We start from the raw sequence: 22,125 nt of genomic DNA, 5'->3' as shown, positions 1-22,125 counted from the left end.
CCCAGTTCTGCATCAGCCACCGAAACGCTTGCAAACGGGTTCCCGCCTTCGCGGCAACGACGGTATCCGGCAACGCCACTCATCAAGACACATCATGCCCACTCCCACCAGCCTCACCATCCGCCAGCAATCGAAGGTCCTGGAAATCGCCTTCGACGACGGCGCCGCCTTCGCCATCCCGTTCGAACTACTGCGCGTGTACTCGCCGTCGGCCGAAGTGAAGGGCCACGGCCCTGGCCAGGAAGTGCTGCAGGTCGGCAAGCGCGACGTCGGCATCCGCGGCGCCGAGCCGGTCGGCAACTACGGCGTCAAGCCGCTGTTCACGGACGGCCACGAGTCCGGGATCTACACGTGGGATTACCTGTACAAGCTGGGTAACGAGCACGACCGGTTGTGGCAGGATTACCTGGATCGCCTGCATGCGGCGGGGTATGAAGGCGACAGCGGCCGCGAAGCGAGCGCCGTGCCGGTGGGCGGGCAGAAGGGTGGCGGTTGCGGGAGCGGTGGGTGCAGCCACTAACGAAAAAAGCGCCGGTTTGACACACGGCGCTTTTTTCTTGCCGGCCTGGTGGGCCGGCGCTATCCGGTCTGTGTCCCGGTAGGGATTATTGCGGCTGGATGTTTGCTGCCTGCTTGCCTTTCGGGCCCGACGTGACGTCGAAGCTGACGCGCTGGTTTTCCGCCAGCGATTTGAAGCCGGCCGAATTGATGGCCGAGAAGTGGGCGAACAGATCGTCGCCACCATCGTCAGGTTTGATGAAGCCAAAGCCTTTTGCGTCGTTGAACCATTTCACGGTGCCAGTCGCCATGTTTCTCTCTCTCAAGAAATTTTTTTGAAAAATAATGTGTTTTTGCTGGCGACACATGGTTAAGCGATAAGGCATCCCTGTTCCGAACTGTGCGCAAGCGAAAATCATTATAAGCAGAGTTTTAACAGTTGTGATGCACGATTGCTATCTCGTGTGGCAAAGACGACAGGTGCACGCATGACAACGATTGCACAGGTACGCTTCGGGGGTAAGACACCTTTAAGCTGAGCACAGCACCCGGCTTGTATAATGTGGCAAGACTAAACGGCTTGCTACCATGACCAACACCACCCATTTCGGCTACAAGACCGTCTCGGAAGACGAGAAGGTTCACGAAGTAGCCAAGGTATTCCACTCGGTCGCGTCGAAATACGACGTGATGAACGACCTGATGTCCGCCGGCCTGCACCGCGTATGGAAGGCGTTCACCATCGCCCAGGCCGGCATCCGTCCAGGCTTCAAGGTGCTCGACATCGCGGGCGGCACGGGCGACCTGTCGAAGGCGTTCGCCAAGCAGGCGGGGCCGAGCGGCGAGGTCTGGCTGACCGACATCAACGAGTCGATGCTGCGCGTGGGCCGCGATCGTCTATTGAACAAGGGTCTCGTCACCCCCACCTTGCTGTGTGACGCGGAAAAACTGCCGTTCCCCGACAATTATTTCGACCGCGTCAGCGTGGCCTTTGGCCTGCGCAACATGACGCACAAGGATCTGGCGCTGGCGGAAATGCGCCGCGTGCTCAAGCCGGGCGGCAAGCTGCTCGTGCTGGAATTCTCGAAAGTCGCGGCGCCGCTGCAAAAGCCGTACGACGTGTATTCGTTCTCCGTGCTGCCGTGGCTGGGCCAGCGCATCGCCGGCGACGCGGAAAGCTACCGTTATCTGGCGGAATCGATCCGCATGCATCCGGACCAGGACACGCTGAAGTCGATGATGGAAACGGCGGGCCTGGACCGCGTGCAGTACTACAACCTGACGGCCGGTGTGGCCGCACTGCACACCGGCATCAAACTCTGAGGTGAGCAGATGAAAAAGTTCTTGGCCAGCATGTTGATCGCGCTGATGGCGCTGTCCAGCATCGCCGACGCGCGCCCGCTCGGCGGCAGCCGGTCGTTCGGCCGCCAGTCGCAGTCCGTGAGCCGCATGCGCACCCCGGCGCCGGCGCCCACGCCTTACCAGCAGCCGTCGTACCAGCGCGCGGCCCCCGCGCCCGCCGTGCCGCCCGCGCTGTCGGTGAAGCGGCCGAGCATGTGGAAAGGCGTGCTGGGCGGTGCTTTGCTGGGCCTCGGACTGGGCGCGCTGTTCTCGCACTTCGGCATCGGCGGCGCCATGGCGAGCGCCCTGTCGTCGGTGCTGATGATTCTGCTGCTCGTGTTCGCCGTGATGTTCATCGTGCGCATGTTCCGCCGCAAGGACACGCCGGCCAACCCGACGTTTACCGGCTTTAACCAGAATCCCTTGCCGGCTTCGGCCACGCCGGAAATCGGCTCGGGCCTGAACAGTGCCTACCAGGGCAACGCCGGCGGCTTCCAGTCCGGCTTCTCGAACGCGCCGTCCCTCGACAAGGCCGCGCCCGCGCACCAGCAGTGGGGCGTGCCGGCCGGGTTCGACACGGAGGCCTTCCTGCGCCACGCCAAGGCATCGTTCATCCGCATGCAGGCCGCCTGGGACCGCGGCGACGTCGCCGACCTGCGCGAGTTCACGTCGCCCGAGGTGTATGCCGAACTGTCGCTGCAGATCCAGGAGCGGGGCGGCCAGCCCGACTTTACGGAAGTCGTCACCATCGATTCCCAGCTGCTCGGCATCGAGACGAACGAGCGCGATTACCTGGCCAGCGTGCAGTTCAACGGCATGATCCGCAATGCGCCGGGCGCGCAGCCGGAACCGTTCGTCGAGGTGTGGAACCTGTCCAAGCCGCTGAACGGCAATGGCGGCTGGGTGCTGGCGGGCATCCAGCAAATTACTTGAACACTTCGCAATAAAAAGCTTGTGCTCCGGGTTTTATGCTCTGGTGAACTGGTAAGATCGAAACCGCCCGACGATGCCGGGCGGTTTTATTTTGTGAATACGAATCCTTCATGTCTTCGACTTCCTCTTTCCTGTCGCCGCAACGCGGCTTGACGGCCCCGGCCGTGGCGACGATCAACCACCTGCTGGCGCAGGAAGCGTGGGCGCGCGACGCCCTCATGCGCCACGCCGGCAAGACCGCCTGTATCGATACGGGCTACGTCGCCCTGCGCATGCGCGTCGCGCGCGACGGCATGCTGGAGACGGCGGGCGCCGACGACGCGGCCGGCGTCACCATCCACGTCAAGCTGGGCGACGTGCCGCTGATCCTGCAGAACCGCGATCGCGCGTTTTCCTATGTGCGCATCGAGGGCGATGCCGAGTTTGCCAACACGATCTCGCAATTATCCAAGGGCCTGCGCTGGGATGCCGAGCACGACCTCGAGCGCCTGTTCGGGCCGATCGGCGCCGTGCGCCTGGCCGGCGGTGCGCGCTCGGCCGTGACGGGCGCGGCCGCGGCCGGACGCCGGCTGGCGGAGAACGTCGCCGAATTCCTGCTGGAAGAACGCCGCGTGCTCGTGCGTCCCGCGACCGTCGACATGTTCGCGGACGACGTCGGCCGCCTGCGCGACGACGTCGAACGCACGGCCAAGCGCATCGCCAAACTCGAGCAGAAGCTGGCACAGCAGCTCGCACAGCGCGCCGGACACGGCGCCGCGCCCGTACCGCCGCTCCCTGACACGCCTTCGGACCACTGATGATCCTGAAATTCCTGCGCCTGCTGAAGATCTTCACCGTCATCGTCAAATATGGCCTGGACGAGATCGCAATTTCCGGCCTGCACGTACCGCGTACCGCCCGCGTGATCAATACCGTTTTCTTCTGGCGCCGCATCAGTTCGCCCCGCGCGATCCGTCTGCGGCTGGCGCTGGAAGAGCTGGGGCCGATCTTCGTGAAATTCGGCCAGGTGCTGTCGACCCGGCCCGACCTGATGCCGCCGGACATCGTGGCCGAGCTGTCGCTGCTGCAGGACCGCGTGCCGCCGTTCGATTCCGACGTGGCCATCGCCCAGATCACGCGCTCGCTCGGCGCGGCGCCGGACCTGCTGTTCGCGTCGTTCGAACGCACGCCGGTCGCCTCCGCCTCGATCGCCCAGGTGCACTTCGCCACGCTCAAGGACGGCAAGCAGGTGGCGGTGAAGGTGCTGCGTCCGGGCATGAAGACCACGATCGACGAGGACATTGCGCTGATGCAGATGGCCGCCAGCCTCATCGAAAAAGTGTGGGCCGACAGCCGCCGCCTGAAGCCGCGCGAAGTGGTGGCCGAGTTCGACAAATACCTGCACGACGAGCTCGACCTGATGCGCGAGGCGGCCAATGCCAGCCAGCTGCGCCGCAACTTCGCGAATTCCGATCTGCTGCTCGTGCCGGAAATGTATTGGGATTACTGTTCCAGCAGCGTGATCGTGATGGAGCGCATGAACGGCATCCCGATCTCGCAGACGGACCGCCTTGCCGCGGCTGGCGTCGACCTCAAGAAATTGTCCAGCGACGGTGTCGAGATCTTCTTTACGCAGGTCTTTCGCGATGGTTTTTTTCACGCGGACATGCACCCCGGGAACATCCTCGTCTCCATCGATCCGGCCACGTTCGGCCGCTACATCGCGCTGGACTTCGGCATCGTCGGCACGCTGAACGATTTCGACAAGGATTACCTGTCGCAGAACTTCCTCGCCTTCTTCCGGCGCGACTACAAGCGCGTGGCCGAGGCGCACATCGAATCCGGCTGGGCGCCGCGCGAGACCCGCGTCGACGAACTGGAAGCCGCGGTGCGCGCCACCTGCGAGCCGATCTTCGACCGCCCCTTGAAGGACATTTCCTTCGGCCAGGTGCTGCTGCGCCTGTTCCAGACGTCGCGCCGTTTCAACGTCGAGGTGCAGCCGCAGCTCGTGCTGCTGCAAAAGACCATGCTCAACATCGAGGGCCTGGGCCGCCAGCTCGACCCCGACCTCGACCTGTGGAAGACGGCGAAACCGTACCTGGAACGCTGGATGGCCGAGCAGGTCGGCTGGCGCGGCATGGCCGAGCGCCTGAAGGCCGAGGCGCCGCGTTTCGCCCAGATCTTTCCGCAGCTGCCGCGCCTGATGCACCAGGTCTTGCACAAGCGCGCGTACAGCGACCTCGACATGGGCGACCTGATGGCAAAAATGGTGCAGGAACAACGCCGCGCCACGCGCCTGCTGATCTTCCTCGCCTGCGTGACAGGCGTGCTGGCCGTGCTCGTCGGCGCGATGTTCGCCGCCGGGCACTTGCACTGGACGTCTTGATGGCCGCGCCGCCGGCCTTCTCCAGCCGCGATCCGCTGTCGCCGCGATTCTGGGACGAGCGCTTCGAGCGTGGTTTCACGCCGTGGGAGCGGGGCGGTATATCGCTGGCGCTGCGCCGTTTCGTGGCGAACGCCGATCGTCCGCTGTCGGTGCTGGTGCCCGGCTGCGGTTCGGCGCACGAGCTGGCCGTGATGTGCGAGGCCGGCTGGGATGCCACCGCCATCGATTTCTCGGCCGAAGCCGTCGCGCGTGCCCGCGCGCAGGCGGGCCCGTGGGCGGACCGCATCGTCCAGGCCGACTTTTTCGCGTATGCTCCGCCGCGGCCGCTGGACCTGATCTACGAACAGGCGTTCCTGTGCGCGCTGCCGCCGGCGCGCCGGCCGGACGTGGCGCGGCGCTGGGCGGAACTGCTGGGGCAGGGCGGTTTATTGGCCGGCTATTTCTTCTTCGACGATGCGGCCAAGGGGCCGCCGTTCGGGATGTCTCGCGCGGCACTGGATGCGTTGCTGGCGGGCGCGTTCGAGTGCGTCGCCGACGAGACGGTCGAGGATTCGATACCGGTGTTCGCAGGCAAGGAACGCTGGATGATCTGGCGCCGCCGCGGCCTGTAGGATCGGGCAAGAACGGCCGAGTTCCCGGCAACGGCGGGGCCGCCCCGGGTCCGATACTGACTGCTCCTCAACGACTCGACAGGAGCAGATCATGACCAGGATTGCCATCGTTACCGGCGCGAGCCGCGGCCTCGGACGCAATACCGCATTGCACATCGCGCGCCGCGGCGGCGACGTCATCCTCACTTACCGGGACCGCGCCGACGACGCACAGGCGGTGGTCGCCGACATCCGCGCGCTGGGCCGCAAGGCACTGGCGCTGCGGCTGGACCTCGCCGATACGGCCGGCTTCCCGCTGTTCGCCGAGCACGTGCGTGCCGGCTTGCGCGATGTGTGGGGGCGCGACCGGTTCGACCACCTCGTCAACAACGCCGGCCATGGCGACATGGCCGCGTTCGACGCGACGACGGAAGCGCAGTTCGACGGGCTGGTGAACGTCCACTTCAAGGGCGTGTTTTTCCTGACGCAGGCGCTGCTGCCGCTGCTGGCGGACGGCGGGCGCATCGTCAATCTCTCGTCCGGGCTGACCCGCGTGTCCTATCCCGGTTTCGGTGCATACGCGGCGGCCAAGGGCGCCGTCGAGGTGCTCTCCGTGTACCTGGCCAGGGAGCTGGGCCCGCGCGGCATCGCCGTCAACACGGTGGCGCCGGGCGCCATCGAGACGGACTTCCTCGGCGGCGCCGTGCGCGACACACCCGACCTGAACGCGGCCTTCGCGCGGATGACGGCGCTCGGGCGCGTGGGTGTGCCGGACGACGTCGGCCCGGTGATCGCCAACCTGCTGGGCGAGGACCAGGGCTGGGTCAGCGGCCAGCGCATCGAAGTCTCGGGCGGCCAGGTCATCTGAGGCACGGCGACTCAGGCGGCGTCGAGATGCCGCTGCGTCACCGCGACGTCGCGCATCGGCGGCCGCCCGAACATCCGGCCGTACTCGCGCGTAAACTGCTGCACGCTCTCGTAGCCGACCGCGTACGCCGCATTGCTGGCGTTGACGCCCTCCGCCAGCATCAGGCGGCGCGCCTCGATCAGGCGCAGCTGTTTCTGGAATTGCAGCGGCGTGAGCGACGTCACCGCGCGGAAGTGCTGGTGGAAGGCGGACGGGCTCATGCCCGCGGCGGCGGCCAGCCTGTCGACGGGCATCCGTTGCGCGTACCCGGCACGCAGCAGGGCGACGGCGCGGGCGATGCGCCGCACGTGGCTGTCGGGCAGGCCCAGGCGCCGGATCGCGCCGCCGTGGCGGCCGGCCAGCAGCCAGTAGTGCAATTCGCGCACGAGTGCCGGCAGCAGCACCGGCAGCGCGGCCGGCCGGTCGAGCAGGCGCATCAGGCGCAATGCCGTGTCGCTGACGTGGATGTCCGTGGATTCGATCCGTACCGGGGCATCGTCGACATCGCCGACGGCCGCCATGTCCGTCGCCAGACCGGCGATGACGGCCGGGTCCAGCTCCATCACGAGTGAGTAATAGGGCGAAGCAAGGCTCGCTTCGGTGATCCGGCTGGCAGTCGGCACGTCGGCGGTGATCACGAGCGAATCGCCGGCGCGCACGGTCAGCGCCCGGCTGCCCATGGCGACGTGCTTGGCGCCCTGCAGCACGAGGCAGATGAGCGGCCGCTGGATCTGGTAGCCCAGCTCGGTCCGCGCGGCCGCGCGGATCGCCGTGAGGCCGGGGATCGCGGTGGGCGCGGCGCCGTTGGGACCGGCATGGGCGTCCGCGTGCCGGCGCACGGCATCGAGAAGGGAAATATCCATACGGATCATGATAATCCGCGTCTGTCGGACTGGGCAGTGATCTGCAGGATCGGGCAAAGAAAAAAGAAAGGCCCGCAAGCGGGCCCCGATTTGAAGTGTTCTTCTATGGTATTGCGGCGGGCCGGCAGAGCCGGTCGCGCAAACTTCTGTTTCTTAAATCTTGCGCAGCGTGATACCGCTGAGGAATGCTATTTAAACAGTTAAGTTGATGTTCGGCAAACGGAACTCATCCGTGCGCTGACGAAAAACAACACTGTTTCCATGCTGCAGCAAGTTGACCGGGCGGCCATCCGGCCCCCGGATGCCGGCCAGAGTCAAAATCTCCCGCAAAAGCTTTATAATTCAGGGTTTTGATGATTTTTGCGGAGTATTCAGATGCCGATTTACGCCTACCGCTGCGATGAATGCGGTTTTGCCAAAGATGTGCTGCAAAAGATTGCCGATCCGGTTCTGACCGTTTGCCCGTCGTGCGGTAAGTCATCGTTCAAGAAGCAGGTCACCGCCGCCGGTTTCCAGTTGAAAGGTACCGGCTGGTACGTGACGGACTTCCGTGGCGGCTCGACGCCGGCGACCGGCGCGGCGCCGGCGGCGCCAGCGGCGGCGGCGTCGTCGTCGTCCGATGGTGGCGCAAGCACATCCGCATCGTCGGACGCGCCGGCACCCGCCGCCGCACCGGCGAAAGACAGCAGTACCTGACCGCGGCACCGGCCCCGCGGCCGGCGCATAATGAGCACCCGACACATTCACCGGACGAGAATCGTCACGACAATCGATGCGTAAATATTTCATCACAGGCGCGCTGGTGCTGGTGCCCCTCGCGATCACGGCCTGGGTGCTGAACTTCGTGATCAGCGCGCTGGACCAGTCGCTCGTGCTCGTGCCGAGCGAGTGGCGGCCGCAGACGTATATTCCGGGCCTCGGCGCCATCATCACGCTGGCCATCGTGTTCGTGACCGGCCTGCTGACCAATAACCTCGTCGGCAAATGGTTCGTGCGCATGTGGGAGCGGCTGCTGCAGCGCATCCCCGTCGTGAACTCGGTGTACGGCAGCGTCAAGCAGGTGTCCGACACGCTGTTCTCGTCGTCGGGCAACGCGTTCCGCAAGGCCGTCCTGGTCCCGTACCCGCACGAGAATTCGTACACGATCGCTTTTCTCACCGGCGTGCCGGGCGGCGACGTCAAGAACCACCTGGTGGGCGACTACGTGAGCGTGTACGTGCCGACCACCCCCAACCCGACCTCCGGCTTCTTCCTGATGATGGAACGCAGCCGGGTCGTCGAGCTGGACATGACGGTCGACGCGGCGCTCAAGTACATCGTCTCGATGGGCGTCGTGGCGCCCCCGCCGCCGGCCGAGGCCGCCGCCCCCGCCGCCATCGCGGCGCAATAGAAGAACAAGGCAGCAAAGAATCCAGGTCCCGCCAGGAGCGGGCCCACCGAATCAACCAACCAGGATCGAAAAACTATGTCCTCCATGCGTACTCACTACTGCGGCCTCGTGACCGAAGAGCTGCTGGGCCAAACCGTCAGCCTGTGCGGCTGGGTGCACCGCCGCCGCGACCACGGCGGGGTGATCTTCATCGACCTGCGTGACCGCGAAGGTCTCGTGCAGGTCGTCTGCCACCCCGACAATGCCGACGTGTTCAAGGTCGCCGAGCACGTGCGCAACGAGTACTGCCTGCGCGTGACGGGCACCGTCGTGAACCGCCTGGAGGGCACCGCCAACGCCAACCTGAAGTCGGGCAAGATCGAGATCAACACCACCAAGCTGGAAGTGCTGAACGCGTCCGTGCCGGTGCCGTTCCAGCTGGACGACGACAACCTGTCGGAAACGACGCGCCTGACGCACCGCGTGCTCGACCTGCGCCGCCAGCAGATGCAGCACAACCTGCGCCTGCGTTACAAGGTGTCGATGGAAGTGCGCAAGTACCTGGACAACCTGGGCTTCATCGACATCGAGACCCCGATGCTGACCAAGTCCACGCCGGAAGGCGCGCGCGACTACCTGGTGCCGTCGCGCGTCAACCCGGGCAACTTCTTCGCGCTGCCGCAGTCGCCGCAGCTGTTCAAGCAGCTGCTGATGGTCGCCAACTTCGACCGCTACTACCAGATCACCAAGTGCTTCCGCGACGAAGACCTGCGCGCCGACCGCCAGCCGGAATTCACCCAGATCGACTGCGAAACGTCGTTCCTGACCGAGCAGGAAATCCGTGACCTGTTCGAAGACATGATGCGCGTCGTCTTCAAGAACGCCGCCGGCGTCGACCTGCCGAACCCGTTCCCGGTGATGGACTTCGCCACCGCCATGGGCCTCTACGGTTCGGACAAGCCGGACATGCGGGTAAAACTGCAGTTCACCGAACTGACCGAATTGATGAAGACCGTCGAATTCAAGGTCTTCAACAACGCCGCCAACATGGTGGGCGGCCGTGTCATCGGCCTGCGCGTGCCGCAGGGCGGTTCGATGCCGCGTTCGGAAATCGACGCGTACACGCAATTCGTCGGCATCTACGGCGCCAAGGGCCTCGCCTACATCAAGGTCAACGAGAAGGCCAAGGGCCGCGACGGCCTGCAATCGCCGATCGTCAAGAACCTCTCCGACGACGTGCTGGCCAAGGTGCTGGAACTGACCGGTGCGCAGGACGGCGACCTGATCTTCTTCGGCGCCGACAAGGCGAAAGTCGTCAACGACTCGATGGGCGCGCTGCGCGTGAAGATCGGCCACTCGGAATTCGCGAAAAAGGCCGGCCTGTTCGAAGAAGTCTGGGCGCCGCTGTGGGTCATCGACTTCCCGATGTTCGAATACGACGAGGAAGGCGACCGCTGGAACGCGACGCACCACCCGTTCACCGCGCCGAAGGACGGCCACGAGGACATGCTCGAGACGAACCCGGGCGCCTGCATCGCCAAGGCCTACGACATGGTGCTGAACGGCTGGGAACTGGGCGGCGGCTCGATCCGTATCCACCGCGAGGAAGTCCAGAGCAAGGTGTTCCGCGCGCTGAAGATCGATGCGGAAGAAGCGCAGCTGAAGTTCGGCTTCCTGCTCGACGCCCTGCAGTACGGCGCGCCGCCGCACGGCGGCCTGGCGTTCGGCCTGGATCGCCTGATCACGCTGATGACGGGCTCCGAGTCGATCCGCGACGTGATCGCGTTCCCGAAGACCCAGCGCGCGCAGGACCTGCTGACCAACGCGCCGTCGGAAGTCGACGAGAAGCAGCTGAAAGAGCTGCATATCCGTCTGCGTAACGAGCCGAAGGTCGCGTAAGCCTTCGTTATTGTAGACGGATGAATCGTCGTCCCCGCGCAGGCGGGGATCCAATTTTGCTTGCGTCTCGACTGCGCATGAAACTTGGGTCCCCGCCTCCGCGGGGACGACGCTTTTCATGTGGCGCTACAATGGCGTCATGACGCATAAAATCCCCGAATCCGTCCTCGTCGTCATCCACACCGCCGACCTGGAGGTGCTGCTGATCGAACGCGCCGACCGTCCCGGCTTCTGGCAATCCGTCACCGGCTCCCTCGACCACCCCGACGAACCGCTGCTGGAAACGGCCGCCCGCGAACTGTTCGAGGAAACGGGCATCGTCGCCGACGGCGTACGCATCGTCCTCAAGGACTGGCACCTGTCCAACGTCTACGAGATCTACCAGACCTGGCGCCACCGCTACGCGCCCGGCGTCACCCACAACACCGAGCACGTGTTCTCCGTCTGCGTCCCCCGCGACATCGCGATCACCCTCGCGCCGCGCGAACACCTGCAATATGCCTGGCTGCCGTTGCTGGAAGCGGCCGACCGGTGCTTTTCCAGTTCGAACGCAGAAGCGATCCTGCATTTGCCGCGCCACCTCCACGCGGCGTAGGCAAAAACACGATCCGGGAGGTTGGCATCGTCCATTTCAACCGTGCGCCAAGGAATCTGTGCTATTTTGCCTTGCCTCGTAGCAATGACATTCCGATCGACATCCCATGCGCAGCGCAAAACATCTCAGATTCGTCGTCCTTGCCGTCTTCACCGTCATGGTGCTGGTGGCGGCGGTGCCGTTCTGGCTGAACCGCTCCGTCAACGTCCTGCTGGCGCAGACGCGCGCCGACCGACTCGCGCAGCAGCGCCTGGACGATGTCCTGACCAGCCTGCGCGATGCCGAGACGGCGCAGCGCGGCTTCGTCATCACCGGCAACGAGGCCTTCCTCGAGCCGTATGAGCGGGCCCGGCGCACGCTGCCCTCGGCCCTGCACGACGCCAAGGAACTGGCGCGCACGGATGCCGAACGGGCCAGCGTGTGGCGCATCGCGCGCGTGGCCGAACTCAAAATGGCCGAACTCGACGAGACCATCCTGCTGCGCCGCCGCACCGGTTTCGAGGCGACCGAGCGTGTGGTCAGCTCGCTGCGCGGCAAGCAGTACATGGACGAGCTGCGCCGGCTCGTCGCGGCGGAGGATGCGCGCGGCAAGGCCAGGCGCGACGCGCTGCGGGTCGAGCTGCTGGCGCGTTCCGGGCGATCGTTCACCGTGAGCCTCGCGGCCACCGCCTGCAATATCGTCGTGCTGGGCGCGCTGCTGCTGATCGTGATGCGCATGCTGCGCGCGCGCCGCGCCGCCGCCGCGCAGCTGGAGACGCAGGCCGGCCAGCTCACGGAGGCGGTCGCCCTGACGACGCGCCACAACCGCGAACTGAAACTGGTCGCGGAACTGCTGCGTGCCGTGGAAGCCGTGCCGTCGCTCCCGGACGCCGGCCCGGTGATCGCGCGCACCATGCCGAAACTGCTGCCCGGCGTGGCGGGCACGCTGTTCCTGCTGCGCGACGACGACCCCAACATGCTGGACCGCCACACGCAGTGGGGCACGCCGTCCGACCAGCCCCTGGCCATCGACATCGAGTCGTGCTGGGCGCTGCGCCATGGGGCGCGTTACCGGACCGCCGGCTACGATGACCCGGCCTGCGCCCACTACCGCACGCCGGCGGACGAGGCGGCGGGACGCCTGTGCATCCCGCTCGTCACGCACGATGAACTGGTCGGCATGCTGCACGTCGAGGGACTGGCGTGCGGCCCGGGGGAGGACGAGCAGGAGCGCCTGGCGGTGACGGTCGCGGAGCAGCTCGCGCTGGCGCTCGGGAATGCGCGCCTGCGCGAAACGCTGCGCCGGCAATCGGTGCTCGATCCGCTCACCGGCCTGTTCAACCGCCGCCACTTCGACGCCGCCCTGAAACGCGAGCTGGCGCGGGCGCGGCGCAAGGAGGTGCCCGTGAGCCTCGTACTCGTCGACATCGACCATTTCAAGCGCGTCAACGACGAGTACGGCCACGCGGTCGGCGACGCCGTGCTGCGCACCATCGCCCAGCAACTGCGCCTCGGCATCCGCGAAGGGGACATCGCCTGTCGCTACGGCGGCGAGGAGATGGTCCTGCTCCTCCCGGAATGCACGGCCCTCGACGCGGGCGCGCGTGCGGAGGCGATCCGCATCGCGCTGGGCAGCATCAAGCCGAACGCCGAGGGCGACGGGCCGGAGCGGGTCACGGCGTCGTTCGGCGTCGCCGCCTATCCCGTCCATGCCCAGGATGCCGAGGCGCTGTTCTGGGCGGCCGACAAGGCGCTGTACCGCGCCAAGGAGCATGGGCGCGACCGCGTGGCGACCGGCGCCTGAGACGGTACTGTTGCAAACACCCAACCGTCGAATCGTGCCGTCGCCGCCACAAGACGTCACAAATTCTACGTGGAAACAAATGTTTCTTGACCGAAATGGTGGGAGTTGATACTTTCGGTCTTGAAGACTTCCTCCACAAGTGTCCACGTTCCGAGGCGCATCATGGCCGACACGCTTACCATTCCAATCGACCAGGTCCAGATCGGCCTGTACATCTACCTTGACCTGAAGTGGTTCCAGCACCCCTTCGCGTTCAGCCATTTCAAGGTCAAGACCGAAGACCAGCTGCGCATCCTGCATGGCCTGGGCCTGGCCACGGTCCGCGTCGATCCCGCGCTCAGCGACATCCCCGTGCCCACGGCGGCGCCGGACCAGCCGGCACCGGCGGCGCCGGTCCCGGTCCCGGTGTCGCCGGAGTCGCGTGCCGACTCGCCGGTCATGGCGGCGAAACGGGCAATGATGGAGCGCATCCGCGAGCAGCGCGAGGATGCGGCGCGCATCGAGCAGGCCTTCGTCAACACCGCGCGCGCCATCCGCGACATCGACCGCAACCTGTTTTCCCAGCCGGCCGAGACGGTCCGCGTGGCCGGCAAGCTGATCGGCCAGATCACGGAGTCGATCCTGTCGGCGCCGGAACTGGCGATCAACCTGATGGGCGACAAGCTGGGCGGCGAGGAAGTCTATGTGCATTCCCTCAACGTCACGATGTTGTCGATGATGATTGCCCGCGACATCAAGTTGCCGCACGAGGTGGCCAGCCTGCTCGGCATGGGCGCGCTGTTCCACGACGTCGGTACCAGGAATATCCCGGACAAGGTGCTGAACAAGCTCGACGCCTACAACCACGCCGAGCAGGCGTTGATGGAAACCCACTGCCACGGCGGTTTCGAGATCGGCCAGAAGCTGGGCCTGGCGGCACCGGCGCTGGCCATCATCCGCGACCACCACGAGATGTTCGACGGCAGCGGCTATCCGCGCCACCTGCAAGGGGAGGCGACCAGCATCCTTGCCCGGATCGTGTCGATCGCCAACCATTACGATGAATTGTGCAACCCGCGCAACCCGGCCGATTCGCTCACGCCGCACGAGGCGCTGTCGCTGATGTTCGCCAAGATGCGCAGCCGCTTCGATCCCAAGCTGCTGCAGGTATTCATCCGCTGCCTCGGCGTGTACCCGCCGGGCACGATCGTCCAGCTGGCCAATGGCGTCGTCGGCATGGTCGTCAACGTCAACACCGCCAAGCCGACCAGGCCGCAGGTCCTGATCTTCGAGGCCAGCGTGCCGCGCGAAGAAGCGATCGTGGTCAACCTCGAGCAGCAGCCGGACCTGAACATCGTGAAGTCGATCCGCCCGTCCCAGGTGCCCAAGGACATCTACAATTACCTCAGCCCGCGCAAGCGCATCAGTTACTACTTCGATGCGGGCGATCCGGCTCGGAGGAGCCAGCCATGAGCCTGCACCAGCTGATGGTCGACCACAGTCCCTACATGGTGATGCTGGTCGACCCGGCCGATCTGCGTATCCTCGTCGCCAACCGCATGGTCGAACAGGTGCTCGGTTACTCGGGCGCGCAGTTGCGCGAGATGCTGATCACCGACATCGAAAGCTCGCTGCAGGACGTGTTTTATTGGGAGGACGTGCGCGGCGGCCAGTATCTCGACGTCGAGGCGCAGGAGGGCGAGTACCTGTGCGCCGACGCGGCCATGCTGACGGTGATGAAGTCGGTGCGCGTGATCCGCGACGGCGAGCGCCCGCTGCTGCTGGTGCGCGCGCGCGACTGCCGCCACGAGCGCCAGGTCGAGGACCTGCTCGAGCAGACCCTGGCCCAGCTGCGCACGACGCTGGAGTCGACCGCGGACGGCATCCTCGTGATCGACTGGCACGGCAAGATCACGAGCATGAACCGCTTGTTTTCGGCGATGTGGGAGATACCGGCCGCGTTGCTGGAGGCGGGCGACGACGACGGCATCATCGAATACATCGCGGGCCAGGTCGAGCAGGGCGAATTGATCCGCAGCCAGCTGCGCCAGGTGGCCGATACGACCGAGACGCAGGACCTGTTCCGGCTCCGGAACGGCCGCTTCTTCGAATGCCGCTCGCGGCCGCAGTTCCTGGGCGAGCGGGTGATCGGACGGGTGTTCGGCTACACCGACGTCACCGAGCGCCACCGGGCCGAGGAAGCGCTGCGCGAATCGCGCGACCAGCTCGAATCGAAAGTGCGCGAACGCACGCGCGACCTGCGCGAAGCGAATGCGACGCTGGAGCATGAAAAGGCACGCCAGGCGGAGCTGATCAAGAAGCTGGGCGAGGCCCAGAGCCAGTTGCTGCAGTCGGAGAAGATGGCCTCGATCGGCGTGCTGGCGGCCGGCGTCGCGCACGAGATCAACAACCCGATCGGCTTCGTCAACTCGAACCTGGGCAGCCTGCAGCGGTATGCCCAGTCCATGCTCCGGCTGCTCGACAGCTACGAGGCGCTGGAGGGCTCGTTCAGTCCGGGCGACCGCGCCGCGATCGCGCGGATCAAGAAAGAAGTCGACGCCGACTACCTGCGCGAAGACCTGGAGCCGCTGCTGCGCGAATCCCTCGACGGCATCGACCGCGTGCGGCGCATCGTGCAGGACATGAAGGATTTCTCGCACGTCGACGGCGGCGGCCTGCAGTACGCCGACCTCGAGGCGGGCCTGAACAGCACGCTGAACGTCGTCTGGAACGAGATCAAGTACAAGGCCGAAGTGACCAAGGAGTATGCGCAGATCCCGCAGATCGAGTGCTATCCGTCGCAGCTGAACCAGGTGTTCATGAACCTGCTGGTCAATGCCGCGCATGCGATCGAAAAGCACGGACGCATCACGCTGCGCACCGGCCACGACGAGAAGCAGGTGTGGATCGAAGTCGAGGACACCGGCACCGGGATCCCGGAGGACAAGCTGGGACGCATCTTCGAACCCTTCTTCACGACCAAGCCGGTCGGCAAAGGCACCGGCCTCGGCCTGTCGCTGTCGTACGGCATCGTACAGAAGCACGGCGGGCGCTTCGACGTGCACAGCGAAGTGGGCAAGGGCACGCGGTTCCGCGTCGTCCTGCCGCGTTTCCGGCCGGCGCCCGAAGCCGACGTGGCCATCTGACGACTGCCGGGCGCAAGCCCGTCTTCTCCTCCCTCGACGACATGGCGCCGGCAGCAACCGGTGCGCGGGCGCCGCGCGCGCCTGCTGCGCGCCGGCCTGGAACTTCCGGACGGCCGCCTGGTCAAAATTTGGCGCTGGCGGACTGAAGCCCGACGGGCCGAAGGCGCCACCGCGACGTTCGCCGTCCCGGCACGGCAAGCGCCGGATCGCGCCGTAAACACATTAATCGAAGTGATAATTTGGGAGATTTGCTTTGATCGAACCTGCTCGATTCTCTCGCGAGCGGTTCTGCTTCACTGTATGCACAGAATTAAATTTAGACAATTTAAATTCGCACAATACAATCGTTCGTTTGACAGTGAGAAATGATTTTATTAAGGTCAACAAGTCGTTTCTGACGACTTTTCATTTTAGCAATGTCCAACAAAGGGAGGAATCATGAGCGAACGCAGACACGAGCAGAAGGTCAAGGACGTTGGCGTTGATAACGATTACCTGTGCATCGAGCTATTGAGCGGTCTCCGCCTGATGGGTCCGCTGCGCACCAACCCGGTCTACCGCGACCCCGTCATCCCACCCGAAGCGCGTCCTCTGCCGAACGGCAATTTCAGACGTGCCGCCGTTGCCCCCTGAGCAGTCCCCCGACGCCTTTCCCGGCCACGAGCCGGGAGAGGCTCCCCGCGCACGATTGCGCTCCCCGCCCGGGAAGGGCACGGACTGATGGGGTTACAATGTTCCCATGAAAATCCGTGTTGCGACCTACAACATCCACAAGGGCGTCTCTTCCTTTCGTAGTACGCCGCGCGTGTTGGCGCTGAAAAAAGCCATCGGCGCGTTCGGTGCGGACGTCGTGTTCCTGCAGGAAGTGCAGGGCCGGCACGACCGCTATCAGGTGCGCTACGGCGAAAAGGTACGCAGCCCCCATCATCACTGGCCGGAAAAGGCCCAGCACGAATTCTTTGCCGGCGAAAACCTGCATGCCGCTTATGGCATGAACGCCGTGTACGACCATGGCCACCATGGCAACGCGCTGCTGTCCGGTTTCGAGATCTCGAATACGCGCAACCACGACGTGTCCGACCATGCTTACGAGCAGCGCGGCATCCTGCACTGCGTGCTGGAGACGCCGTCCGGCAATGTGCACTGTTACGTCGTGCACCTGGGCCTGTTCGAGGGCAGCCGCCGGCGCCAGACCGACCTGCTGATTAATTGTGTGCAGGATTCCGCGCCGGATGGCGAACCGGTCATCATCGCGGGCGACTTCAACGACTGGCGCAATACCCTCAGCGATTGCCTGCGCATGAAGCTGGGCGTCGTTGAGGTATTCGATGAACTGGAGCGGCCGGCCAGGCTCGGCGTCAAGATCGGTGATATGGTGCGGAGTGTGGCCGGGCGCGAAAAGCGCCTGGTCCCGGCGCGGACGTTTCCCGCCGCGCTGCCCTGGTTCCGGCTCGACCGGATTTATGTGCGCGGCTTCAAGGTCGAGCATGCCGAAGTGCTGCACGGCCCGCAATGGGCGCGCCTGTCCGACCACGCACCGATCGTGGCCAATCTGCAGCTGGCATAGCGATGCGCACTGTCACTTATGTAGCGAACAACGACGTCACCCTCCTCGAAAGCGGCAGCACTTATTTCCCGACCTTGCTGGCCGCGATCGACGCGGCCCAGCACGAGATATTGTACGAAACCTATATCTATGCCGAGGACGACACGGCGCGCGCCGTCACCGATGCGCTGATCCGTGCCGCCAAGCGTGGCGTCAAGGTGCGCGTGCTGGCCGACTGGTTCGGCACCGGCAACCGCACCGCCTGTCGCCTGAAAGCGGAATTCTGCGCAGTGTGCGTGCATTACCGCATGTTCAATCCGTGGTTCAGGCGCGGCGCCGCGCGCAGCCACCGCAAGATCGCCGTGATGGACCGCCAGGTCGCCTTCGTCGGCGGCATCAATACCAACGACGACAACCTGCACGACTACGAACCGCACGCGCCGTTGCCCGCGCCGCGCTGGGATTTCGCCGTGTGCGTGCGCGGTCCGCTCGTGACGGAGATCCACCGCGAAGCCCAGGCGCAGTGGACGCGGGCCGGGCACTTGCCGCTCGTTCGACGGATCAATTTGTTCCGCGAAATGCGCAAGCAGCCGGCCGCGCTCGGCGATCACCCGATGCGCGCCGCCTTCGTCGTGCGCGACAACCTGCGCAACCGCCGCACCATCCAGCGCGCCTACCTGCAGGCGATCGGCCGCGCGCGCAAGCGCGTGCTGATGGCCACGCCGTATTTCGCGCCGGGGCGCAAATTCCGCGAGGCGCTGTGCCAGGCCGCGCGCCGCGGCGTCGACGTCTGCCTGATGATCGGCGTGGGCGAATTCCGCATGCAGGATGCCGTCGCCTCGTCGTTCTATCCGCAACTGCTGACGGCCGGCGTGCGCATCGTCGAGTACCGCAAGACCCAGTTGCACGCCAAGGTCGCCGTCGTGGACGACAACTGGGCCACGGTCGGGTCCAGCAATTGCGACGGGCTGTCGCTGTTCGTCAACCAGGAGGCGAACGTCGTCGTGCGCGACGCGCAATTTGCCGCCAGCCTCGCCCGCCAGATCGAGCGCGGCGTCGCCGACGGCGTGCAGGTCTGTATGGATGATTTGAGACAATTGGGTTGGGTGCGCCGCTGCGGCCACGAAATGGCCTATTTTCTCTATAAAATGACCATGCGCGTCGTTGCGATCGGCTATGCATGAGTGGAGTGATATGACGGAACAAGACAACGTAAGGATCGACAAATGGCTGTGGGCCGCACGCTTCTTTAAAACGCGCTCGCTGGCGGCGGATGCGGTCGACCGGGGACGCGTGCGGATCGGCGGCGAGCCCGTCAAACCCGCCCGTTCCGTGAAAGTCGATGATAAGATTTTCATCGACAACGGTTCGAACCGCTGGGAAGTGGTCGTGCTGGGCCTGTCCGACAAGCGCGGCCCGGCTCCCGTCGCCCAGGCCCTGTACCGCGAGACGGAAGAGAGCATCGTGCGTCGCGAAAATGATCAGGAAGCACGCCGTTTGTTCCCCGAACCGGGTAGCACGATCAAGGGCCGCCCGACCAAGCGCGACCGCCGCGCCATCACCCGCGCCGGGGGCTGACGAGCCCGCCGCGCGTTGCGACCAGGGCACTAGAACGGTGCCTCTAAGTTCCCGTTTGACATTTCACGGCCGGTAGATAATAGTACGAGCGTTCGGATTTTTTCGGCCAGAAGAAATCCTCTCTTACGCGAGGCATATTATTAATACTTCCGCAAAATCGATGAGCATGCGCAAAGGCGAGATGACGCGGGCCGCCATCCTCGACGTTGCGCTCGAGCTCGCCAGTCGCGACGGTCTCGAAGGCCTGACGATCGGCCTGCTGGCCGACCGCATGAACATGAGCAAATCGGGCGTGTTCGCGCACTTCGGTTCGCGCGAAGACCTGCAGATCGACGTGCTCAAGCTGTACCACCGCCGCTTCGAGCAGGAAGTCTTTTTCCCCAGCCTCAAGGAAGCGCGCGGCCTGCCGCGCCTGGAGGCGATGTTCAACCGCTGGCTCAAGCGCGTGTCGGTCGAGATCGCGTCGGGCTGCATCTATATCAGCGGCGCCGTCGAGTACGACGACCGTCCGGGCCCGATCCGCGAAGAACTCGTCGCGATGGTCCGCACGTGGCAGGGTGCCCTGCTGCGCTGCGCGCAACAGGCGATCGACATCGGCGACCTGAAGACGGGCACGGACCCCGAGCAACTCGTGTACGAGATGTACGGTCTCGTGCTGGCGGTGCACCACGATGCGCGCTTCCTGCGCATTCCGGGTGCCGTCGACCGCGCGCACCGCGGCTTCGCGCGCCTGGTCGAAGATTACCGCAATCCCAACAAGCAAAGCAGCCAGGCGGATACCGTCCGCGCTCAGTAATTCAACACACAAGATATTCACCTGTCAGGAGAACAACCATGGGTCAGTACGTCGCGCCACTTCGGGATATGCAGTTCGTTCTGCACGAGTTCCTCAACGTCACCGAAGAATTCAAGAACCTGCCGGCGTACCAGGAGATCGACGCCGACATCATCAACCAGGTGCTGGAAGAGGGCGCGAAATTCACGCAGGAAGTGCTGTTCCCGCTGAACCACAGCGGCGACCGCGAAGGCTGCCACTACGACACCGCCACCAAGGCCGTCACCACGCCCAAGGGTTTCAAGGAAGCGTATAAACAGTATGTGGAAGGCGGCTGGGCGGCGCTCGCCTGCGATCCGGAATACGGCGGCCAGGGCCTGCCGGTCTCGCTGAACAACTCGTTCTACGAGATGCTGAATTCCTCGAACCAGGCATGGACCATGTACCCGGGCCTGTCGCACGGCGCGTACGAGTGCCTGAAGGAACACGGCACCGACGACCAGAAGAAGTTCTACCTGCCGAAGCTCGTCTCCGGCGAATGGACCGGCACGATGTGCCTGACCGAAGCCCACTGCGGCACCGACCTGGGCCTGCTGCGCACGAAGGCCGAACCGCAGGCCGACGGTACCTACAGCATCACCGGCTCGAAGATCTTCATCTCGGCCGGCGAGCACGATATGTCGGAAAACATCGTCCACCTGGTGCTGGCCCGCCTGCCGGACGCGCCGGAAGGCTCGAAAGGCATCTCGCTGTTCCTCGTGCCGAAGTTCCTGCCGAACGCCGACGGTTCGGTCGGCGCCCGCAACGGCATCGCCTGCGGCGCCATCGAGGAAAAGATGGGCATCCACGGTAACTCGACCTGCCAGATGAACCTGGACGGCGCCATCGGCACCCTGATCGGCCAGCCGCACAAGGGCCTGAACGCGATGTTCGTGTTCATGAACGCGGCCCGCCTCGGCGTCGGCATGCAGTCGCTGGGCCTGACGGAAGTCGCGTACCAGAACGCGCTGGTCTATGCGAAAGACCGCATCCAGATGCGCAGCCTGTCGGGCCCGAAGGCACCGGACAAGCCGGCCGACCCGATCATCGTCCATCCGGACGTGCGCCGCATGCTACTGACCGCCAAGGCTTATGCCGAAGGCGCGCGCGCCCTGACGTCGTACGTCGCGCTGCAGATCGACCGCGAACTGAACCACCCGGACGAAGCCATCCGCAAGGAAGCCGCGGATGAAGTCGCCCTGCTGACCCCGATCGTCAAGGCCTTCATCACCGACAACGGCTGGATCGCCACGTCGGAAGCGATGCAGGTGTACGGCGGCCATGGCTACATCGCCGAGTGGGGCATGGAGCAGTACGTGCGCGACGCCCGCATCAACATGATCTACGAAGGCACCAACACCATCCAGTCGCTGGACCTGCTGGGCCGTAAGATCCTGATGGACAACGGCGCCAAGCTGCGCGCGTTCGGCGAGAAGGTCAAGGCGTTCGTCGAGGACAACGGCCTCGATGAGCAGATGTCCGAATTCGTGAGCCCGCTGGGCGAACTGGGCGAGAAGGTCGGCAAGCTGACGATGGAAATCGGCATGAAGGCCTTCCAGAACCAGGACGAAGTGGGCGCCGCCGCCGTGCCTTACCTGCGCGTCGTGGGCCATATGGTGTTCTCGTACTTCTTCGCGCAGATGGCGAAGATCGCGCTGGCCAAGAAGGATTCGGGCGACAAGTTCTACGAATCGAAACTGGCGACCGCACGCTTCTACTTCGCCCGCCTGTACCCGGAAACCGCGATGCTGATCCGCCAGGCACGTTCGGGCGCAAGCAACCTGACAGCGCTGGACGCAGACCTGTTCTAAATACGCACCATTACACTTACCCGTCGTCCCCGCGCAGGCGGGGATCCAATTTGCTGGCGCTGTGACGGCGCATCGACATTGGGTTCCCGCCTCCGCGGGAACGACGGT

Annotated in this window: 22 protein-coding genes; 20 read left to right on the top strand and 2 right to left on the bottom strand. The window is 64.9% G+C overall.

What is annotated here, in order from left to right; translation table 11 throughout:
• Positions 1-94: 94 nt before the first annotated feature.
• Entirely contained in the window at positions 95-520 is a 426-nt protein-coding gene (locus tag U9J41_RS08430) for a gamma-butyrobetaine hydroxylase family protein (protein WP_322401769.1), read from the top strand.
• Positions 521-605: 85 nt separating this feature from the next.
• Here U9J41_RS08430 and U9J41_RS08425 read toward each other — a convergent pair whose 3' ends face one another.
• Positions 606-809 carry a cold-shock protein gene (locus U9J41_RS08425; RefSeq protein ID WP_056448893.1) on the bottom strand — a complete coding sequence of 68 codons (204 nt, stop codon included), beginning with the start codon at positions 807-809 and terminating at the stop codon, positions 606-608.
• Positions 810-1,086: 277 nt separating this feature from the next.
• Here U9J41_RS08425 and ubiE point away from each other — a divergent pair, with 277 nt between their 5' ends.
• The 6 genes from ubiE to U9J41_RS08395 all read left to right on the top strand — a co-directional run bounded on the left by ubiE (position 1,087) and on the right by U9J41_RS08395 (position 6,595).
• Positions 1,087-1,821, top strand: a complete 735-nt coding sequence (gene ubiE / locus U9J41_RS08420; RefSeq protein ID WP_322401768.1) for a bifunctional demethylmenaquinone methyltransferase/2-methoxy-6-polyprenyl-1,4-benzoquinol methylase UbiE — start codon at positions 1,087-1,089, stop codon at positions 1,819-1,821.
• 9 nt (positions 1,822-1,830) lie between these two features.
• Positions 1,831-2,772: a Tim44 domain-containing protein gene (locus tag U9J41_RS08415; protein WP_322401767.1), complete on the top strand. Its 942-nt coding sequence runs from the start codon at positions 1,831-1,833 to the stop codon at positions 2,770-2,772.
• A 110-nt stretch (positions 2,773-2,882) separates the two neighbouring features.
• Positions 2,883-3,569, top strand: a complete 687-nt coding sequence (locus tag U9J41_RS08410) for a ubiquinone biosynthesis accessory factor UbiJ (RefSeq protein ID WP_322401766.1) — start codon at positions 2,883-2,885, stop codon at positions 3,567-3,569.
• Positions 3,569-5,137, top strand: coding sequence for a ubiquinone biosynthesis regulatory protein kinase UbiB (gene ubiB, locus U9J41_RS08405; RefSeq protein WP_322401765.1), 1,569 nt, complete (start codon positions 3,569-3,571; stop codon positions 5,135-5,137). Before U9J41_RS08410 ends, ubiB begins: the two co-directional genes overlap by 1 nt.
• On the top strand, positions 5,137-5,748 hold the full coding sequence (locus U9J41_RS08400) for a methyltransferase domain-containing protein (protein WP_322401764.1): 612 nt from the start codon (positions 5,137-5,139) through the stop codon (positions 5,746-5,748). Before ubiB ends, U9J41_RS08400 begins: the two co-directional genes overlap by 1 nt.
• A 91-nt stretch (positions 5,749-5,839) precedes the next feature.
• On the top strand, positions 5,840-6,595 hold the full coding sequence (locus U9J41_RS08395; RefSeq protein WP_322401763.1) for an SDR family NAD(P)-dependent oxidoreductase: 756 nt from the start codon (positions 5,840-5,842) through the stop codon (positions 6,593-6,595).
• 11 nt (positions 6,596-6,606) lie between these two features.
• On the opposite strand, the gene U9J41_RS08390 is transcribed toward U9J41_RS08395, so the two are convergent.
• Entirely contained in the window at positions 6,607-7,497 is an 891-nt protein-coding gene (locus tag U9J41_RS08390) for an AraC family transcriptional regulator (RefSeq protein WP_322401762.1), read from the bottom strand.
• Between the two features lie 375 nt (positions 7,498-7,872).
• Here U9J41_RS08390 and U9J41_RS08385 point away from each other — a divergent pair, with 375 nt between their 5' ends.
• From U9J41_RS08385 to U9J41_RS08325, 13 genes are all read left to right on the top strand, one after another.
• The gene (locus U9J41_RS08385) at positions 7,873-8,193 is read left to right on the top strand and encodes an FmdB family zinc ribbon protein (RefSeq protein ID WP_322401761.1); all 321 of its coding nucleotides are present in this window, start codon (positions 7,873-7,875) and stop codon (positions 8,191-8,193) included.
• Between the two features lie 76 nt (positions 8,194-8,269).
• Positions 8,270-8,887, top strand: a complete 618-nt coding sequence (locus tag U9J41_RS08380) for a DUF502 domain-containing protein (RefSeq protein ID WP_322401760.1) — start codon at positions 8,270-8,272, stop codon at positions 8,885-8,887.
• 84 nt (positions 8,888-8,971) lie between these two features.
• A complete protein-coding gene (gene aspS / locus U9J41_RS08375) occupies positions 8,972-10,765 on the top strand; it encodes an aspartate--tRNA ligase (protein WP_322401759.1) in 1,794 nt (597 codons plus the stop codon).
• Positions 10,766-10,904: 139 nt separating this feature from the next.
• Positions 10,905-11,360 (top strand): dihydroneopterin triphosphate diphosphatase, encoded by a 456-nt coding sequence (nudB, locus tag U9J41_RS08370; RefSeq protein WP_322401758.1) that lies wholly within the window; start codon positions 10,905-10,907, stop codon positions 11,358-11,360.
• A 106-nt stretch (positions 11,361-11,466) separates the two neighbouring features.
• Positions 11,467-13,143 carry a diguanylate cyclase gene (locus U9J41_RS08365; RefSeq protein WP_322401757.1) on the top strand — a complete coding sequence of 559 codons (1,677 nt, stop codon included), beginning with the start codon at positions 11,467-11,469 and terminating at the stop codon, positions 13,141-13,143.
• A gap of 162 nt (positions 13,144-13,305) precedes the next feature.
• A complete protein-coding gene (locus U9J41_RS08360) occupies positions 13,306-14,595 on the top strand; it encodes an HD-GYP domain-containing protein (RefSeq protein ID WP_322401756.1) in 1,290 nt (429 codons plus the stop codon).
• Positions 14,592-16,268: an ATP-binding protein gene (locus U9J41_RS08355; RefSeq protein ID WP_322401755.1), complete on the top strand. Its 1,677-nt coding sequence runs from the start codon at positions 14,592-14,594 to the stop codon at positions 16,266-16,268. Before U9J41_RS08360 ends, U9J41_RS08355 begins: the two co-directional genes overlap by 4 nt.
• 438 nt (positions 16,269-16,706) lie before the next feature.
• Positions 16,707-16,901, top strand: a complete 195-nt coding sequence (locus U9J41_RS08350; RefSeq protein ID WP_322401754.1) for a hypothetical protein — start codon at positions 16,707-16,709, stop codon at positions 16,899-16,901.
• A 106-nt stretch (positions 16,902-17,007) separates the two neighbouring features.
• Positions 17,008-17,835 (top strand): endonuclease/exonuclease/phosphatase family protein, encoded by an 828-nt coding sequence (locus U9J41_RS08345; protein WP_322401753.1) that lies wholly within the window; start codon positions 17,008-17,010, stop codon positions 17,833-17,835.
• Between the two features lie 2 nt (positions 17,836-17,837).
• Entirely contained in the window at positions 17,838-18,998 is a 1,161-nt protein-coding gene (clsB, locus tag U9J41_RS08340) for a cardiolipin synthase ClsB (protein ID WP_322401752.1), read from the top strand.
• A gap of 10 nt (positions 18,999-19,008) precedes the next feature.
• Positions 19,009-19,392 (top strand): RNA-binding S4 domain-containing protein, encoded by a 384-nt coding sequence (locus U9J41_RS08335; protein WP_322401751.1) that lies wholly within the window; start codon positions 19,009-19,011, stop codon positions 19,390-19,392.
• Between the two features lie 166 nt (positions 19,393-19,558).
• Complete coding sequence (locus U9J41_RS08330; RefSeq protein ID WP_322401864.1) at positions 19,559-20,188, top strand: TetR/AcrR family transcriptional regulator; 630 nt, start codon at positions 19,559-19,561, stop codon at positions 20,186-20,188.
• A 38-nt stretch (positions 20,189-20,226) separates the two neighbouring features.
• A complete protein-coding gene (locus tag U9J41_RS08325) occupies positions 20,227-22,017 on the top strand; it encodes an acyl-CoA dehydrogenase C-terminal domain-containing protein (protein ID WP_322401750.1) in 1,791 nt (596 codons plus the stop codon).
• Positions 22,018-22,125 lie beyond the last annotated feature (108 nt).

Origin of the sequence: Massilia luteola, assembly GCF_034420155.1 — a bacterium.
GTDB classification, from domain to species: Bacteria; Pseudomonadota; Gammaproteobacteria; order Burkholderiales; family Burkholderiaceae_D; genus Telluria; species Telluria luteola.
The sequence above is the reverse complement of the archived record's forward strand: the minus strand, read 5'-3'. Positions and strand labels throughout refer to the sequence as shown.

Coding starts and splice junctions, on each gene's coding strand:
- U9J41_RS08430 (WP_322401769.1), top strand. CDS start 95: ATGCCCACTCCCACCAGCCTCACCATCCGCCAGCAATCGAAGGTCCTG.
- U9J41_RS08425 (WP_056448893.1), bottom strand. CDS start 809: ATGGCGACTGGCACCGTGAAATGGTTCAACGACGCAAAAGGCTTTGGC.
- ubiE (WP_322401768.1), top strand. CDS start 1,087: ATGACCAACACCACCCATTTCGGCTACAAGACCGTCTCGGAAGACGAG.
- U9J41_RS08415 (WP_322401767.1), top strand. CDS start 1,831: ATGAAAAAGTTCTTGGCCAGCATGTTGATCGCGCTGATGGCGCTGTCC.
- U9J41_RS08410 (WP_322401766.1), top strand. CDS start 2,883: ATGTCTTCGACTTCCTCTTTCCTGTCGCCGCAACGCGGCTTGACGGCC.
- ubiB (WP_322401765.1), top strand. CDS start 3,569: ATGATCCTGAAATTCCTGCGCCTGCTGAAGATCTTCACCGTCATCGTC.
- U9J41_RS08400 (WP_322401764.1), top strand. CDS start 5,137: ATGGCCGCGCCGCCGGCCTTCTCCAGCCGCGATCCGCTGTCGCCGCGA.
- U9J41_RS08395 (WP_322401763.1), top strand. CDS start 5,840: ATGACCAGGATTGCCATCGTTACCGGCGCGAGCCGCGGCCTCGGACGC.
- U9J41_RS08390 (WP_322401762.1), bottom strand. CDS start 7,497: ATGGATATTTCCCTTCTCGATGCCGTGCGCCGGCACGCGGACGCCCAT.
- U9J41_RS08385 (WP_322401761.1), top strand. CDS start 7,873: ATGCCGATTTACGCCTACCGCTGCGATGAATGCGGTTTTGCCAAAGAT.
- U9J41_RS08380 (WP_322401760.1), top strand. CDS start 8,270: ATGCGTAAATATTTCATCACAGGCGCGCTGGTGCTGGTGCCCCTCGCG.
- aspS (WP_322401759.1), top strand. CDS start 8,972: ATGCGTACTCACTACTGCGGCCTCGTGACCGAAGAGCTGCTGGGCCAA.
- nudB (WP_322401758.1), top strand. CDS start 10,905: ATGACGCATAAAATCCCCGAATCCGTCCTCGTCGTCATCCACACCGCC.
- U9J41_RS08365 (WP_322401757.1), top strand. CDS start 11,467: ATGCGCAGCGCAAAACATCTCAGATTCGTCGTCCTTGCCGTCTTCACC.
- U9J41_RS08360 (WP_322401756.1), top strand. CDS start 13,306: ATGGCCGACACGCTTACCATTCCAATCGACCAGGTCCAGATCGGCCTG.
- U9J41_RS08355 (WP_322401755.1), top strand. CDS start 14,592: ATGAGCCTGCACCAGCTGATGGTCGACCACAGTCCCTACATGGTGATG.
- U9J41_RS08350 (WP_322401754.1), top strand. CDS start 16,707: ATGAGCGAACGCAGACACGAGCAGAAGGTCAAGGACGTTGGCGTTGAT.
- U9J41_RS08345 (WP_322401753.1), top strand. CDS start 17,008: ATGAAAATCCGTGTTGCGACCTACAACATCCACAAGGGCGTCTCTTCC.
- clsB (WP_322401752.1), top strand. CDS start 17,838: ATGCGCACTGTCACTTATGTAGCGAACAACGACGTCACCCTCCTCGAA.
- U9J41_RS08335 (WP_322401751.1), top strand. CDS start 19,009: ATGACGGAACAAGACAACGTAAGGATCGACAAATGGCTGTGGGCCGCA.
- U9J41_RS08330 (WP_322401864.1), top strand. CDS start 19,559: ATGCGCAAAGGCGAGATGACGCGGGCCGCCATCCTCGACGTTGCGCTC.
- U9J41_RS08325 (WP_322401750.1), top strand. CDS start 20,227: ATGGGTCAGTACGTCGCGCCACTTCGGGATATGCAGTTCGTTCTGCAC.